16 protein-coding genes are annotated in these 16,424 nt (G+C 43.4%); 8 read left to right on the top strand and 8 right to left on the bottom strand.

Annotation, left to right across the window (positions count from 1 at the left end):
* From CFE23_RS14615 to CFE23_RS14600, 4 genes are all read left to right on the top strand, one after another.
* The coding region (locus CFE23_RS14615) for a histidine kinase (protein WP_291089504.1) at nucleotides 1–1,115 on the top strand (1,115 nt) is incomplete at its 5' end.
* On the top strand, nucleotides 1,096–1,830 hold the full coding sequence (locus CFE23_RS14610) for a hypothetical protein (RefSeq protein ID WP_291089501.1): 735 nt from the start codon (nucleotides 1,096–1,098) through the stop codon (nucleotides 1,828–1,830). The genes CFE23_RS14615 and CFE23_RS14610, both read left to right, overlap by 20 nt.
* Nucleotides 1,831–1,923: 93 nt before the next feature.
* Nucleotides 1,924–3,270 carry an adenylosuccinate lyase gene (gene purB / locus CFE23_RS14605; protein ID WP_291089498.1) on the top strand — a complete coding sequence of 449 codons (1,347 nt, stop codon included), beginning with the start codon at nucleotides 1,924–1,926 and terminating at the stop codon, nucleotides 3,268–3,270.
* A gap of 9 nt (nucleotides 3,271–3,279) precedes the next feature.
* Nucleotides 3,280–5,511: a cation:proton antiporter gene (locus CFE23_RS14600; protein ID WP_291089495.1), complete on the top strand. Its 2,232-nt coding sequence runs from the start codon at nucleotides 3,280–3,282 to the stop codon at nucleotides 5,509–5,511.
* 31 nt (nucleotides 5,512–5,542) lie between these two features.
* On the opposite strand, the gene CFE23_RS14595 is transcribed toward CFE23_RS14600, so the two are convergent.
* A complete protein-coding gene (locus CFE23_RS14595) occupies nucleotides 5,543–6,148 on the bottom strand; it encodes a hypothetical protein (RefSeq protein ID WP_291089492.1) in 606 nt (201 codons plus the stop codon).
* Nucleotides 6,149–6,206: 58 nt separating this feature from the next.
* A complete protein-coding gene (gene guaB, locus CFE23_RS14590) occupies nucleotides 6,207–7,679 on the bottom strand; it encodes an IMP dehydrogenase (protein ID WP_291089489.1) in 1,473 nt (490 codons plus the stop codon).
* A 168-nt stretch (nucleotides 7,680–7,847) separates the two neighbouring features.
* Here guaB and CFE23_RS14585 point away from each other — a divergent pair, with 168 nt between their 5' ends.
* The gene (locus CFE23_RS14585; protein ID WP_291089486.1) at nucleotides 7,848–8,942 is read left to right on the top strand and encodes an MBL fold metallo-hydrolase; all 1,095 of its coding nucleotides are present in this window, start codon (nucleotides 7,848–7,850) and stop codon (nucleotides 8,940–8,942) included.
* Here the strand turns inward: CFE23_RS14585 and CFE23_RS14580 are convergent.
* Complete coding sequence (locus CFE23_RS14580) at nucleotides 8,939–9,802, bottom strand: hydroxymethylglutaryl-CoA lyase (protein WP_291089483.1); 864 nt, start codon at nucleotides 9,800–9,802, stop codon at nucleotides 8,939–8,941. The two genes, CFE23_RS14585 and CFE23_RS14580, sit on opposite strands and share 4 nt — an antisense overlap.
* Nucleotides 9,803–10,006: 204 nt before the next feature.
* Between CFE23_RS14580 and CFE23_RS14575 the strand changes: the two genes are divergently transcribed.
* Together CFE23_RS14575 and CFE23_RS14570 are read left to right on the top strand one after the other, a co-directional pair.
* A complete protein-coding gene (locus CFE23_RS14575) occupies nucleotides 10,007–10,618 on the top strand; it encodes a SatD family protein (protein ID WP_291089480.1) in 612 nt (203 codons plus the stop codon).
* Entirely contained in the window at nucleotides 10,615–11,328 is a 714-nt protein-coding gene (locus tag CFE23_RS14570; RefSeq protein ID WP_291089477.1) for a DUF3307 domain-containing protein, read from the top strand. Before CFE23_RS14575 ends, CFE23_RS14570 begins: the two co-directional genes overlap by 4 nt.
* On the opposite strand, the gene CFE23_RS14565 is transcribed toward CFE23_RS14570, so the two are convergent.
* Complete coding sequence (locus tag CFE23_RS14565) at nucleotides 11,311–12,333, bottom strand: quinone-dependent dihydroorotate dehydrogenase (protein ID WP_291089544.1); 1,023 nt, start codon at nucleotides 12,331–12,333, stop codon at nucleotides 11,311–11,313. The genes CFE23_RS14570 and CFE23_RS14565 overlap by 18 nt on opposite strands.
* A gap of 321 nt (nucleotides 12,334–12,654) precedes the next feature.
* Here CFE23_RS14565 and pepT point away from each other — a divergent pair, with 321 nt between their 5' ends.
* Nucleotides 12,655–13,962, top strand: a complete 1,308-nt coding sequence (pepT, locus tag CFE23_RS14560; protein ID WP_291089474.1) for a peptidase T — start codon at nucleotides 12,655–12,657, stop codon at nucleotides 13,960–13,962.
* A gap of 62 nt (nucleotides 13,963–14,024) precedes the next feature.
* On the opposite strand, the gene yajC is transcribed toward pepT, so the two are convergent.
* The 4 genes from yajC to CFE23_RS14540 all read right to left on the bottom strand — a co-directional run.
* Nucleotides 14,025–14,300 carry a preprotein translocase subunit YajC gene (yajC, locus tag CFE23_RS14555; protein WP_291089471.1) on the bottom strand — a complete coding sequence of 92 codons (276 nt, stop codon included), beginning with the start codon at nucleotides 14,298–14,300 and terminating at the stop codon, nucleotides 14,025–14,027.
* 3 nt (nucleotides 14,301–14,303) lie between these two features.
* On the bottom strand, nucleotides 14,304–14,759 hold the full coding sequence (locus CFE23_RS14550) for a DUF1573 domain-containing protein (protein WP_291089468.1): 456 nt from the start codon (nucleotides 14,757–14,759) through the stop codon (nucleotides 14,304–14,306).
* A 19-nt stretch (nucleotides 14,760–14,778) separates the two neighbouring features.
* A complete protein-coding gene (gene nusB / locus CFE23_RS14545) occupies nucleotides 14,779–15,690 on the bottom strand; it encodes a transcription antitermination factor NusB (RefSeq protein ID WP_291089541.1) in 912 nt (303 codons plus the stop codon).
* 119 nt (nucleotides 15,691–15,809) lie between these two features.
* The coding region (locus CFE23_RS14540) for a peptidylprolyl isomerase (RefSeq protein WP_291089465.1) at nucleotides 15,810–16,424 on the bottom strand (615 nt) is incomplete at its 5' end.

Genomic DNA, 16,424 nt, shown 5'->3' with positions numbered 1-16,424 from the left:
CCGATATGTTATACCAGTGGGACATAAAAAAGTGGCTTGCGTTGCCTCAATTTAAAGTAATTCCAACCGTCCTTGTCGACAAAAAAAACTCAGAAACTGCATTTTCATCAAATACAAATATTGATTTCAAGCCCACCGAAAACAGCTTTGACATCAGGATCAGTTACCAGACGATGGACAATATGCCACGCTTCATCAGTGGCGCTTTAGCGGTTAAAAATGAGACACCCCAGTTTGAAAGCCCTGGACTGAAAACGAAATTCCAGTTTCGAAACCTGTCTCCCGGCGACTATGTATTCTATATCCGTGTGTGCCAACAGGATGGCAGTTTCAATGTTTTCGAATATCCAATAAAAATCCACGGTTTTTTTTGGCAGCAATGGTGGTTTTGGGCGTTAATTTCACTGATCCCAATCTGCTTTATGCTTTTTTACTTCCAAAAGCGCAGTGAAATCGAAAAGCAGAAAAAGAAGTTATCGCAGCTGAACCTCGCGAGCCTGAGCAATCAGTTCCGCCCGCATTTTATGCTGAATGCATTGAACAGCATCGGGTCGCAGATGGGTGACAAACCACATGCCGAAAAAGTCATTAGCCGACTCGGCGAAAGTATCAATATACTGTACAGCTTCACGCAGAAAAATGACTTTGCGCATCCGTTTGAAAACGAATGGAAACTCGTTGAAAATATCATCGAAATCCAACGTTTGCTTTTCATTCCCGAACTCGAAGTGGTTGTTAAAGGACTGTCCATTATTCCGGAAAACACGAAAATTCCTGTAGGACTGTTGCAGATTCCCGTTGAAAATGCGCTGTTACATGGTTTGCGCAACAAGACAGATGGCTATAGTAAGCTTGCCATACGTTTTGAAGAAACCCCGACCCATTACCTTGTTTCAATTACAGACAATGGTGTGGGACGGGAAAAAGCTGCGAAAATCAATAACTTCAGGAAGCACGGCAACGGCCTGCAGACGGTGTACGAAATGATTGCAATCATCAACCGCATTCAAAAGGATGCCATACATTTTGAGATTTCAGATCGGGAACAGGCGAAAGGTACTGTAGTAAAAATTTCAATGCTTAAATTAGTTGATTATGGAAAGATCAGGTTATAAATTTCTTGTTGCAGAAGATGATTTGCAGGTATGTGACGACATTAAGAACCGGATGTCCGTGTATCCTGATTGGAATTGCATTGGATTATTCGCCGGTTATGACGAAGCCATGAACTGTATTCTGGCACACAAACCCGACTTACTATTCCTTGATTATTCTATCCGCGGAGGCAATACTTTTGACTTACTGGATGTGATTGCAAATACGCCGGATTACCGGCCGTTTATAATTTACTTTACCGGTTATGGCAGCGAAAACACCTTTATTTCAGAGGAAATCGTGAACAGGTACCGCGTAAACATTTTCCTGAACAAGCCCATTCAGGAAAAACTGACTGCCCATCTTGCCCAATATGTACAAAAAGCCACACAGTGGATTAGCACCTCCCAAAATGAGGGGGTCTGGATTACCAGCATACGCAAGGAAAAAATCAGGCTTATTCCTAAAAATATTTTATGCATCTCCCAGTCGGAAACCAACCCCAGGTTTAAAATTATACACCTTGCTGATGGAAAACAGGTCGAATTCAGGGCAGGCTGGCACGAATGTGAAGCGATTGCAGCACAACATCGTATCGACTATTGCTTTACCAATGCGCGGTATACGCTGATTAACAAATCATTTATTTCAAAAATCCAGAGGCCGTTCGTCTGGCTGAATGACGACCAGCTGAAAGTCGAAGTGACAAAGGAACGGTGGAAAAATCTGGAGTGACTTTTACCAAAAAAATAACATTTATTAAATTCGATTTCTTTCCTGTTTGAAACGTAAGGGTTATATTTGCTTTTAACGCAAAAACAACACACAATGCAAGACCTTACCGCGCTAAACGCCATTTCGCCAATCGATGGAAGATACCGCAGCAAAACCATTTCCTTGTCAAAATATTTTTCCGAAGAGGCACTGATCCGTTATCGGGTTTTGGTTGAAATAGAATATTTTATCGCCCTTTGCGATATTCCGTTGCCGCAATTGTCTGGCGTGGATAAAAACCTCGCCGAAAAACTCAGGAAGATTTACGAAGATTTCTCGACTGAAGACGCACTGTGGATCAAGGAAACCGAGAAAACCACCAACCATGATGTAAAAGCAGTAGAATATTTTATTAAGGAAAAGTTCGATACGCTTGGCTTGGCAAAATACAAAGAGTTTATCCATTTTGGCCTTACGTCACAGGACATCAATAATACCGCAATTCCACTTTCGACGAAAGAAGCGTTCCAGGATGTTTACTTAAAGCTGCTCATTGAGCTCATCAATAAACTGAAGGAACTCAGCATCGAATGGAAAGATGTAGCGATGTTGGCGCGTACCCACGGCCAACCTGCTTCCCCTACCCGATTGGGTAAAGAAATCGGAGTTTTTGTCGAACGGCTTGAGGAACAGTTGCGTTTGCTGTTCAATGTTCCCTTTGCAGCTAAATTTGGCGGCGCAACGGGAAATTTCAACGCACACCATGTGGCCTATCCCGCGATTGACTGGAAGCAATTTGGAAATCAGTTTGTAGAAGGCGTTTTAGGCTTACAGCATTCCTTCCCAACAACCCAGATTGAGCATTATGACCATTTTGCGGCGTTTTTCGATGCACTGAAAAGAATCAACAATATCATTATCGATCTTGATCGCGACGTTTGGACCTATGTTTCAATGGAGTACTTCAAGCAGAAAATCAAAGCGGGAGAAATCGGGTCTTCAGCAATGCCACACAAAGTGAACCCAATCGACTTTGAAAATTCCGAAGGAAATTTAGGAATTGCAAACGCTATTTTTGAACACCTGTCCGCAAAATTACCTGTTTCGAGACTGCAGCGTGATTTGACTGACAGCACCGTTTTAAGGAATATTGGCGTACCTATCGGGCATACATTAATCGGGTTTGAAGCGACATTGAAAGGCCTGAATAAACTTTTGCTCAATGCCGATAAATTTGCGGATGATTTAGAAAAAAACTGGGCTGTGGTAGCAGAAGCAATCCAAACGATTTTACGCCGCGAAGGCTATCCGAATCCCTACGAAGCACTGAAAGGGCTAACCCGAACAAACACGACCATCGACAAAAAAGCGATCCATGATTTCATTGGAACACTCGAAGTCAGTGACGCGATAAAGGAAGAACTATTGAGGATAAGTCCATCAAATTACCTTGGAATTTAAAACAATGATATGATTGCAGCCACCGCAAACACGCAGCACCTTTACCCGCTGATCAGCGATCTGGGTTTGATATTGATGACTGCGGGCGTGGCAGTTTTGCTGTTTAAGAAAATTAAGCAACCATTGGTGTTGGGTTACCTGATTGCAGGATTTCTTGCCGGAAATCATTTTGATTTTTTCCCTTCGGTGAAAGATATTAAGAGTGTTGAAGTCTGGGCGCAGATTGGTGTAATTTTCCTCCTGTTCAGTCTCGGACTCGAATTCAGTTTTAAAAAGCTGATGAAAGTGGGCGGTACAGCTTCCGTCACAGCGACCGTACAAATTGTGTCCATGCTTTTCATCGGCTATTCTGTCGGGAAATTTATGGGATGGCAAACCATGGATAGTATCTTTCTCGGGGTAATCCTCTCGATTTCCTCGACCACGATTATCCTGAAAACCTTCGATGAATTGGGTGTAAAAGCACAAAAATTTGCAGGAAATGTGGTGGGCGCATTGATTGTACAGGACATTATCGCGATCCTGATGATGGTTTTGCTTTCCACGATTGCGGTAAGCCAGCAGTTTTCAGGCACCGAGTTGGTAAAATCCGTAGCGAAACTGTTATTTTTTCTTACGATTTGGTTCGTTTCCGGCATATTCTTTATCCCCACATTATTAAAAAAAGCCAAAAGCCTGCTGAGTGACGAGATGCTATTGATTGTTTCCATCGCATTGTGCCTGATGATGGTGATTCTTGCCGATGGCGTAGGATTTTCACCAGCTTTGGGCGCTTTTATTATGGGTTCCGTTATTGCAGAAACTACTCAGGCTGAACATATTGAACATTTGGTAAAGCCGGTCAAAGATCTTTTTGGGGCCGTGTTTTTTGTGTCTGTGGGCATGTTGATCAATCCAGACACACTGCTGGAATACGCTGGACCGGTGATGATTCTGACATTTGTGACGATTATTGGTCAGTCATTAAGTTCTACTATAGGTTCTCTCATTTCCGGGCAACCGTTAAAACAATCTGTACAAACCGGGATGAGCCTGTCACAGATTGGGGAATTTTCCTTTATTATTGCTACGTTGGGCGCGACACTGAATGTGACCAGCAATTTCCTTTATCCGATCGTTGTAGCAGTTTCAGCCGTGACCACATTTACCACGCCTTTTATGGTTAGGGCCGCACCCGCGTTTGCTACGCTTCTTGCCCGAAAACTTCCACGCAAATGGATTAAAAAGATTGAACGTTACAGCGCAAATGCCCAATCCATAAAATCGGTGAGCAACTGGCAGGTGGTGTTAAAGGCATACATGGCGCAGGTCGTTATCCATTCGGTGATTATTGTCGCCGGCATTCTACTGTCTGCCAAATTCATCCTGCCGCTTGCCAAAGATTCGCAGTTTGGCAATGCACTGGTCGCATTGGGAACGTTAGTCGCTTTGTCTCCTTTCCTATGGGCACTTGCGTTACGCCGCGTCAAGGCCGACGAAGTACTGGTGTTATTACAGGAACGAAGGTATCGCGGGCCTCTTATCATGATGATCCTGTTCCGTTTTATCCTGACATTGCTGTACATCGGATTTTTACTTGATAATTTTTTCTCTCCGGCAGTGGCCTTGATCGCTTTCGTGTCGGCGGTAGCGCTGTATATTATGTTCCCCAAAAAACTTAACGCACAATACCACCGGATTGAGAATCATTTCATGAAGAACCTGAATGCGCGCGAGATCATTAGGGCGAAGTTTACGCGGAGCGACCTAACGCCCTGGGAAGGGCACATGGCTACGTTTGAGATTAAGAAAGAATCTAACATTGTAGGGAAAACGTTGGAAGAACTGCGGCTTAGGGAAGACATTGGTATCAACATTGCCTTTATAAAACGGGGCGACATTACCATCAATATTCCAGGGCGGGCAGAACGCCTTTTCCCAGCCGATGAAATTTGTGTCATCGGGACTGACCAGCAGGTAAAGGACCTGGAAAAATTCCTTAATGAAAATGAAATAGCGATGCCTGAGAAAATCACCGAACCTGATATCGTATTGCGCCAGATCGAAATCAGCCAGGATGTATTTATTGGGAAAAGCATTCGTGAGTCGGAGCTGCGTGAAAAAACCAATGGTCTTGTAGTGGGTATTGAAAGACGTGGGAAACGAACCCTAAATCCGGAATCCCAATTAATTCTGGAAAAAGACGACATTTTATGGATTGTGGGAAGTAAGAAACTACTTTCGGAGCTGGCGCGGAGTTAGTCGATTTTTAGCTTCAACACCAATCAGATCATCAATTTACGGAAAAACAAATATCACTGTTTAAAGGTTCTGTGGCCCATGAATACGAGCCGCAACTGTTAAATCCAATAAAATAATTGTTGTTCGGATTGACATATTCTCCGATTATATCGAAATTTCGATCGGCGTTCTCCAGCACAACCTCGGAAGAAAATTTAAATAGGTAATCGCCGGCAGCATTTGCCTTAAAACCAACCCGTAAAGCATAAGCCGATCCGTCCTGAGTTAAGGTAGGATATACTGTCATCGTCGAATTGTTGCAGACATCAAGAAAATCTACTAACTCAGCGGGATAGATGATCTCAAATTTATTGATCGCATCCACCGCATTGTAGTTTGCCGTTGGACTGGCAAATCGGTAAATGGACATCTGCAATGCATAAGGATAATCCGAAAAAACAGAATCTTTGGTTTGTAAGTCGTACACCCTTGAGGACACTTTCCCGCGAAGCCAGATGGTATCATTTACGTTTAAATTCAACGGCGAAGTAATCTTCGCTTTGATATTGTTCCTTACAATTGTGGGTTCTTTTTCGTCGTCACACTGGAAGGCCATGAGCAGGGAACCAATTACCATCAGCATGATGATTTTTCTCATATCATTTTAAAATTACTGTTTAAAAGTTGCCTTAAAAAAGGCAATAAATGGCTAAAACTTATCGGGAATAATTCGGCGCTTCCTTGGTGATCGTTACATTATGCGGATGACTTTCCGTGATTCCACTCGAAGTGATGCGCACAAAACGACCATTTTCCTGTAATGTCGGGATATCTTTGGCACCACAGTAACCCATTCCAGCCCTAAGCCCACCGATGAATTGCTGCATACTTTCGTTCAATTCGCCTTTGTATGGCACGCGGCCTACAATTCCTTCCGGAACCAATTTCTTGATATCGTCTTCCACATCCTGAAAATAACGATCCTTAGAACCTTCCTGCATGGCTTCGACAGAACCCATTCCACGGTACGACTTGAACTTCCTGCCTTCAAAAATAATGGTCTCGCCCGGAGACTCCTTTGTTCCCGCTAAAAGGGAACCCATCATGACGCTGTCGGCACCAGCGGCAATGGCTTTCGGAATATCCCCGGTATAACGGATTCCGCCGTCAGCGATAACCGGTACGCCTGTGCCTTTGATGGCAGCAGCGACTTCGAGAACTGCAGAAAATTGGGGAAAGCCAACACCCGCAACGACACGTGTCGTGCAAATCGAGCCTGGACCGATGCCTACTTTCACGCCATCGGCGCCATGGTCAACCAAATATCTGGCTGCTTCGGCGGTGGCTATATTTCCAACGATGACATCGATATCCGGGAATTTAGATTTAACCAGCTTCAACACATTTACGACACCTTCAGTATGCCCATGGGCTGTATCGATGATAATGGCATCGACTCCCGCGTTAACCAGTGCCTCTGCCCTGTTCACTGCGTCCGGCGTTACACCGATGGCAGCGGCTACACGAAGGCGCCCATAGACATCTTTATTTGCAATGGGCTTTTGTGTTAGTTTTGTAATATCTCGGAACGTAATCAGCCCAACAAGCTGGTTGCTGCTGTTCACGACCGGAAGCTTTTCAATTTTATGTCCCTGCAGGATGACTTCCGCTTCCTGCAACGAAGTGCCTTCAGCGACCGTTACGAGGTTTTCGCTGGTCATGACTTCTACTATAGGCCGGGCATTGTTCTTTTCAAAACGCAGGTCACGATTCGTCACGATACCTTTTAGGATTTTGTGCTGATCGACGATCGGGATACCTCCGATACCAAATTCCTTCATCACATTTTTTGCATCTGCCACGGTAGACGTAAGCGGTAACGTGACAGGATCAATAATCATTCCGGATTCGGCGCGTTTTACCTTACGCACCTTCGCGGCCTGTTGTTCAATGGTCATGTTCTTATGCAATACGCCGATACCCCCTTCCTGGGCCATAGCAATCGCCATAGCACTTTCGGTAACGGTATCCATTGCAGCGGAAACAATCGGGACATTTAACGTAATATTTCTCGAGAACCGCGATTGGATGCTGACATCGCGTGGCAGGACATTAGAATAGTTGGGGACCAGCAGGACGTCATCGTAGGTGAGGCCTTCGCCGATGATCTTAGAGTTGTGTGCGATCATTGCAATTTGTGTTGTAGTTAAATTGCGTGCAAATATAGTGAATTGGATTAAAAGATTGAAGATTTAAAAATTGAAAGATTGGCATCCGATGAAAAACAAAATTAAAAACTAAGTTAAAACCCATACAATAATTGGGCTTTGGATTTACTTTAGCCAAAATTTACTGATATGCTCGTCACGGGAATTATGCTGCTGGTCTTAATCACTGCCGTTTATCTTTTTTTACAGCATCCGAAATTCGGAAAATTGCCTTCAGGTACACGGCTTGAAAAAATAAGGAAATCTCCCAATTACCGCGATGGGAAATTCCAGAATTTGAGTTTTACACCTGATCTTGCCGAAGGAGAAACTTTTTTTAAAGTACTTAAAAAAGTATTGTTCGAAAAAGACAAAAGGAATAAGCCAAAACAAACAATGCCGTCGCAAAAAACAAATCTGCACGGGCTAAATGCACAGGAAAATATACTGGTGTGGTTTGGGCATTCTTCTTATTTTTTACAGATTGACGGCAAAAAGATTTTGGTCGATCCGGTGTTTAGTGGTGCCGCCTCTCCCATTCCGATTACGACTAAGAGTTTTAAAGGAGCCGATGTTTATACCACAGATGATATTCCGGAAATAGATTATCTATTTATCACGCATGACCATTGGGACCATCTGGATTATGATACGGTTACAAAACTAAAACCAAAAGTAAAGACGGTCATTACCGGGCTGGGTACCGGAGCCCATTTGGAACATTGGGGCTTTAACCCGGATATTATCATCGAAAAAGACTGGGATGAAACCATTGAATTACCCGACGGATTCACGGTTCACACGGTTCCCGGGCGTCATTTCGCAGGGAGGCTGTTTAAACGGAACCAGGCGCTTTGGATGTCCTTTGTGCTGCAAACACCGAACCGGAAAATATTCATTGGCGGTGACAGTGGCTATGATACGCACTTCTCTAAGACAGGAAATGATTATGAGCCATTTGATGTGGCCATCCTCGAGTGCGGGCAGTACAATGAAAGCTGGAAAAATATTCATCTGATGCCGGGCGAAATCGTGCCTGCTGCCAGATACCTAAAGGCAAAAGCGTTGATGCCGGTACATTGGGGGAAATTTTCATTGGCGCTTCATGCGTGGGATGAGCCGGTAACGCTTGCTTCCGCTGCTGCCCAGGCTGTAAATCTCCCGTTGTGGACACCTTTGATTGGTGAGAAAGTTAATCTTGATGCCCCAGGCACCTTTGAACCGTGGTGGAAAGCCGTTGATTAATGAAATTCTCCGAATAACTTCGTGGCTTCATTGTAAGCACTTTCAAAACCCATTGGGCTCGTTCCCGTAGATTCCTTTTGTGTAGTGAAATAAGACAACAGTTTTTCCGTGGGCATGTTTCCGGTTAAGTCGTCTTTTGCCATCGGACAGCCGCCAAAACCCTGAATGGCGCCGTCAAATCTGCGGCAGCCCGCCTTGTAAGCGGCATCCGTTTTTTCAAACCATTTGTCAGGTGTCGTGTGCAAATGCGCTCCAAATTCGACATTGGGGTACTTCGGGATTAAGTTGGAGAACAGATAATCAATGATTTCAGGCGTTGAACTGCCAATGGTGTCTGAAAGGGATAAAATTTTCACGCCCATTCCAGCGAGTTTTTCAGTCCATTCCCCTACAATCTCTACATTCCACGGGTCGCCGTAAGGGTTTCCAAAACCCATGGAAAGATAGGCGACGACTTCCTTATTGGTCTTGTCGGCTATATCAAGGATTTCCTGTAATGTAACCAGGGATTCGGCAATCGTCTTATGCGTATTTCGCATCTGGAAATTTTCTGAAATGGAAAAAGGGAAGCCCAGATACTGGATTTCCTTATGTACTGAAGCGGTTGCGGCGCCTTGCGTATTGGCAATGATAGCCAGCAGTTTGCTTTTGGTTTGTGACAGGTCGAGGCTGGCGAGCAATTCGGCGGTGTCCTGCATTTGCGGAATCGCTTTCGGGGATACGAAACTGCCAAAGTCAATTGTATCGAAGCCTACACGCAGTAGCGACTTTATATAAAATGCTTTGCGCGACGTCGGAATAAAGGGCTTAATTCCCTGCATGGCATCGCGAGGGCATTCGATAATTTTTATTGGTTCCATCTGGAGTCAAATATAAGAAAGTATTGGATTGTACGAAATCGTTTTTTTTGAAAATTAGCATGGAATCTATACCTCAATTAGGTAATAACAATATATATGACTTAATAACGTCATATGTTTTAATATGATTTAATTTGATCATTTTTAAAATTATGATTAAATTTGGTTATATTCAATGTGAATTACTTTTTATATATTTGAATCATGACTGCAATTATAACAGGCGACATCATCAATTCCAGAAAACTGGATTCCGGTTTCTGGATGGAAGGTTTGAAAAAAATCTTAAATACCAAAGGAAAAAATCCGATCGATTGGGAAATTTTCCGTGGCGATGAATTCCAGCTGGAGATTGGAAACCCAGAAGATGCATTATTTGCCGCCATAGAGATAAAAACATGGCTGAAGACGATTCGTCTCGATGCGCGGATAAGCATTGGAATTGGCGAAAAAACGTTCAGTGGCAAGAAAATTTCCGAAAGTAATGGACCGGCATTTATCCGTTCCGGCGCCCTTTTTGAAACCTTAAAAAAGCAAAAGCTGACTTTGGCAATTCACACCGGAAATGCTGATTTTGACGAACAAATGAACCTGTTGTTCAAACTTGGTACTTGTTTAATGCAGGGCTGGCTGCCCCAATCCGCCGAGTTTGTACTCACAGCCATGAAAAACCCGGGATATTCGCAGGAGGAAATCGGACAGCAATTGGGAATCACACAAGCTGCTGTAAGCCGCAGGCAAAAAAGGTCTCAGTTTGAACTCATCATGGAAATCGAAAGGTTTTACAGGCAACAGCTCCAAAAAACGACACTATGATGTTATTTGTAAAATTACTATTGGCGCATTTACTTGGGGATTTCCTGCTACAACCGACTGCATGGGTTGTCCATAAAGAACAAAGGAAACACAAAAGCATTTACCTCTATTTTCATATCATCCTACATGGTTTACTGGCCTGGACCATGGTCCGTGAAATCCGCTTTATCTGGTTTGCCCTATTCCTCGCATTGACTCATGGTTTAATCGATTGGATGAAATTATATTTCCAGAACCCAACGTCAAAACGCAGCTGGTTTATTGCGGATCAAATTCTGCATCTGTCAATATTGGCCGGTATTACGCTCATTTATACCGGCAATCCCATCGACTTCACAATCTTCGACAACCGCTTCTGGCTGGTGTTCACCGGAATGCTGTTGCTAACCAACCCTGCATCAGTTCTCATTAAAAATATTATATCGATCTGGACACCCGAAAGCAAGGAAAAAGGAGACGATTCACTTGTAAACGCAGGAAATTATATTGGTATACTGGAACGGCTGTTTGTCTTCTTTTTTCTGATTACCGGTCACTTTGAGGCGGTTGGCTTTTTACTCGGCGCAAAATCGATATTCCGCTTCGGCGATCTGATGCAGGCCAAGGAACGAAAGCTCACCGAATATGTATTGATTGGCACTTTACTGAGCTTCGGAATTGCGATGCTGACAGGATTTATAGTCAATTACTGCTTACCGCTGATGTCTTAAAATAGCCTTGTTTATTGATTTTACCAATGCGGGGCCTTCATAAATAAAACCAGTGTAAAGCTGTACAAGGCTCGCGCCGGCTTGCAGCTTTTCCAATGCATCCTGAGCGGTATGAATGCCCCCTACTCCGATAATGGGAAAAGCGCGATTGCTTCTCTCTGACAAAAAACGAATGACCTCGGTTGCTCTTTTTGTCAGCGGTTTACCCGACAAACCACCTGTCTCTGCTTTGTTTCCTGATTGAAGGCCTTCGCGCGATAGTGTCGTATTGGTTGCTATAATTCCCGCAATTTTTGTTTCCTTCACGATATCGATGATGTCTAAAAGTTGCCCGTCGGTAAGATCTGGCGCGATCTTCAGCAGGATTGGCTTTGGCTTGTACTTTGTAAAATTTTTCAGTTGCAACGCGTTCAAAAGCGCCATTAACGGTTCCTTGTCCTGAAGAGCACGCAGGTTGGGCGTGTTTGGCGAACTGACATTTACCACAAAGTAGTCTACGTGGTCATACAAGGCGTCAAAGCAGATCTCGTAATCGGAAACGGCGTCATCATTTGGTGTTTCCTTGTTTTTACCGATGTTTCCGCCAATTAACACACCCTTGTTCTTTTTCAGCCTTTGCACTGCCTCCGCTACGCCTCCGTTATTAAATCCCATACGGTTGATGATGCCGGAATCTTCCCGCAGTCGGAACAGCCGTTTTTTGGGATTTCCGTCTTGTGGTTTTGGCGTCAATGTCCCGATTTCAATGAACCCGAAACCAAAATCAGACAGTTCGTTAAAAAGTTTCGCATCTTTGTCAAAACCAGCGGCGAGGCCTACCGGATTCTTAAATTTAAGTCCGAAGACTTCTGTTTCCAGCCGCTTGTCCTTCACTTCATACAATGACCTGAACAGTGCAGGGACACCTGGTATCTTACAAAGAGAACGGATCAGTGAAAACGTAAAATAATGTACCTTTTCAGGGTCGAACCAAAAAAGGACTGGGCGGACGAGCAGTTTGTACATGGTTGTTGTGTTGTGGCACAAAAGTACTCGTTTGTGCCAAAACTTCAAAGTGTTACCACCGTTAATCATTTGGTTGATGTGGCCTTTAACGCGATTGACTTTCAATCCACAAATTTTGATTATCGCAGTGGAACCCCAGCCCCGATGGAAGCGGCATCCTTTTCCTGGCTTCTTTAGCCGGGAAAAGATACAGCCTTATCGAATTGAAAGCGAGAGTTTTCAATGAAGATACCTAGCGAAGCGATGCGGGAAAAAGCTGCCAAAAAAACTTAACATGAATCAACTCGCTGAATTTGTATCTTTGCACCAAATCCAACCCATATGCAACACCTGATTGACCGATTTATAAGTTATGTCACGATTGACACGGAATCTGATCCGAATTCAGAAACCACTCCAAGTACTAAAAAACAGCTCGTACTCGCAAAGAAGCTTGCAAAAGAGCTCAAGGACATCGGGCTTACCGAGGTAACGATCGACAAAAACGGCTATGTGATGGGCACGCTGCCTTCCAATGTGGATCACGAAGTACCGGTAATCGGATTTGTATCGCACTATGATACAACGCCAGATTTTACCGGGGCAAATGTAAAACCACAGATTGTGCCGAATTACGACGGAAAAGACATTGTGCTCAATGCTGAACAGAATATCGTGCTTTCTCCTAATTATTTTAAAGACTTACTGCAATATAAAGGCCAAACGCTGATTACCACGGACGGAACGACGTTATTGGGTGCAGATGATAAGGCGGGACTGACCGAAATTGTGTCGGCGATGGAATTCCTCGTCCAGAATCCAGGCATCAAGCACGGAAAAATTCGCGTTGGCTTTACGCCGGATGAAGAGATTGGCCGTGGCGCGGATTTATTTGATGTGGCTAAATTTGGCGCCGAATGGGCTTACACTATGGATGGAAGCCAAATTGGCGAACTTGAATACGAGAACTTTAATGCTGCGGGCGCGAAAATAACCTTTAAAGGTAAAAGTGTGCACCCGGGATATGCTAAAGGGAAAATGATCAATTCCATGCTGATTGCAAACCACTTTATCAACGAGTTGCCAAAAGGCGAAACACCTCAGGAGACAAAAGGATATGAAGGATTTTTTCACGTACATCATTTAACCGGAAGTATCGAAGAGACGGTGCTGGAATTAATTATCCGCGACCATAGTGCGAAGCAATTCAAGCTGAGAAAAGAGCTGGTTCACGAAATCACAAAGAAAATCAATAAAAAATTTGCGAAGCAGTTCGGCGAAGATATTGTAACCACTGAAATCAAAGACCAGTATTACAATATGAAGGAGATGGTAGAGCCAGTAAAATTCATTGTTGACCTTGCTGAAAAGGCCATGAAGGAACTCGGGATAAAGCCCATTATTAAGCCGATTCGCGGAGGAACAGATGGTTGCAGGCTATCTTATATGGGACTGCCGTGCCCTAATATTTTTGCAGGTGGACACAATTTCCACGGTAAATATGAGTACGTTCCTGTGGAAAGCATGCAGAAAGCGGTAGATGTGATCATCCGAATCGCTGAGCTGACAGCGGCCGGTGATTTTAAACGAAAAGATGTGCGTAGTGACAAAAAAGTTCACGCCAAAGAATCCAAAAAGAAGAAAAAGTAAAAACTTTTTAAAATAAAAACGCCGGTTGAAGCCGGCGTTTTTCCTGTTTTATTACCAACGAATTACTTCGCAGGAGCATTCAATTTGGCTGTCATTTCAATAGAGATCGCGGAACGTTCCATTTTTAGTTTCCCAGACATGGTTTCAATCACCATAGTGGTGTCAGCCAATTCTGAAATCTTGCCATGGATACCACTTTTTGTAACAATCTTATCTCCAACTTTAAGATTGCTCTCGAACTCGCGTTCTGTTTTTGCACGTTTCTGCTGCGGCCTGATCATAAAAAAGTAAATGATTACGATCATTAAAACGATTTGGATGTATATTGGATTTCCCATAATTTATGACTGTGTTTTACTGCTGTGTGCGCTGATTCCCGAAGTATTGCCGCCTTCAATATCGGCTTTAATATAGATTTGTTCTTGTTTTTTGATGGTGTTCGCTGTTATCGTAACAGATTTCCGATTTTTTCCGTGTTTATTTGCGGAGTTAAATGACACTTTGATTTGACTTTGCTCGCCCGGTTTTATTGGATTTTTAGGATAATCAGGTACTGTACAACCACATGAACCAATGGCCCTCGTGATCAATAAATCTTTGTCTCCCGTATTCTTAAATACAAAAGTATGTTCTACCTTGTCACCTTGCTGGATGCTTCCGAAATCAAACTCTTTTTCGGTAAAATCCATGACCGCAAAACCTTTTGTGTTCGGGCCCTTTGTATCAGATTCTTTTTTGCACGATGTTGTCATTACAAAGGCAGTAATCGCTGCAAGACATAACGCTTTTTTAATCATATTTTTTTTATATTAAATTTTACATTAAACCTCTTCCGGTTTTCTTAATTTTATTGGTGGTTTCGAACTCCCTGACAAGATTATCAAGAATTCCGTTAATAAAAATACTGCTTTTAGGTGTTGAATATTCCTTGGCAATTTCAAGATATTCATTAATGGTGACTTTGACAGGAATAGAGGGAAACTTCAGGAACTCACAGATCGCCATTTTAAGGATAATCGTGTCGACTTCGGCAATCCTTTCCGTATCCCAATTGGGTGTTTTGTCGATGTATTCCTTGGCAAGTTCCGTTTCATTCAGGATGGTCTTCCTGAACAACTGACTCACAAATTCCTTGTCCTCCGTGTCTTTGTATAATTTCGAAACACGAAAGACTTCTTTTTCTTCTGGCTTAAGGGTTTTCAGCTCCTTAATAATCTGCGTATTTACGACGGGAATGTCATCAATCCAGGTTAGTTTATTGTCTTCGAGATATTCGTATAATTTTTCATTCGGAACAATTACTTCCATGAAGATATTCAGGATAAAATTCCGGTCAATTTCAAAACTTTCCTTAGGTTCCGCCATATACGACGCGTAAAATGTACTGTTTTTTACTGCGGTCAGAAGAATTTGGATGTAGTCTTCATTTAGATACCAATTGTTGATTTTGCGATCCTCCAAAGAAGTGTTCAGCGAATGATTTTCTGAAAGCATCCGCAACACCGAATTGTTGACGAATTTTAAATCCGGGCTGCGTTCAGCGGCCGTGGCGAGGTGTTTTTTACTCGAAAGATCAAGGAATCTCTCTTCGGCATTTTTAATTTCCACCAATGATGAAAGCATTATCAGGTAAAGTTCCTGCATGTTGTCGATGCTGTGAAGCAGAAATTTTTCCTGGCCTTCAATATTATCTGAACCGTTTTGATGCATTGCATAAATGGACTGCATCACTTTAACACGTATATGTCTTCTATTTAACACCTGTAAGAACTTTTTTAAAAAATTAGCGGAGCGAAAAAGCATTTTTCTTTCGCTCCGCAAAAATAAGAATATTATTGTAAACCGGTTTATTTCGCCGCGTTTTCTTTTTTCCTGTCATCAATGCGCTGCTGTGCGATAGACATGGCCGCAGCCTGGGTGGTGATGTGGTTTTGCTCTGAAAAACTAAAAATCTCAAGCGTCGTGTTGTAGATATTTTCCGTCCTTCTCATAGCCTCTGCACTGTCATAACCAACAATTTCAGCATATACATTGATGATGCCACCGGCATTAATTAAAAAATCGGGCGCATAAAGGATTCCCCTATCTTTTAAGATCTGACCATGCACTGTTTCATTGGCCAACTGATTATTTGCCGCTCCTGCAATTACTTTAGCCTTGATTTTATTGATCGTGTCCATACCCGACACCACGCGGCCAAACACGGTGTAACCATCGGACTGGCCCTTGGCGTTCAGAAAAGGGTTTTCCTTCACGTTGACAAAGAACTGGGCGCGTGCCGAGTTGGGGTCGTTGGTGCGAGCCATGGCGATGGTGCCCATCTCATGCTTCAGGCCATTTTGTGCTTCGAGTGGCACGGGCGGGCGCGTAATCTTTTCCTCGTACTTGGCGTTGTAGCCACCACCCTGCACCATGAAGTTGGGAATCACGCGGTGAAAAATGGTGCCGTCGTACTGTTTGGC

Source organism: Flavobacterium sp. BFFFF1, assembly GCF_002256285.1.
Lineage (GTDB): Bacteria > Bacteroidota > Bacteroidia > Flavobacteriales > Flavobacteriaceae > Flavobacterium.
Note: the sequence above shows the minus strand (reverse complement) of the source record. Positions and strands in the feature narration are given on the sequence as shown.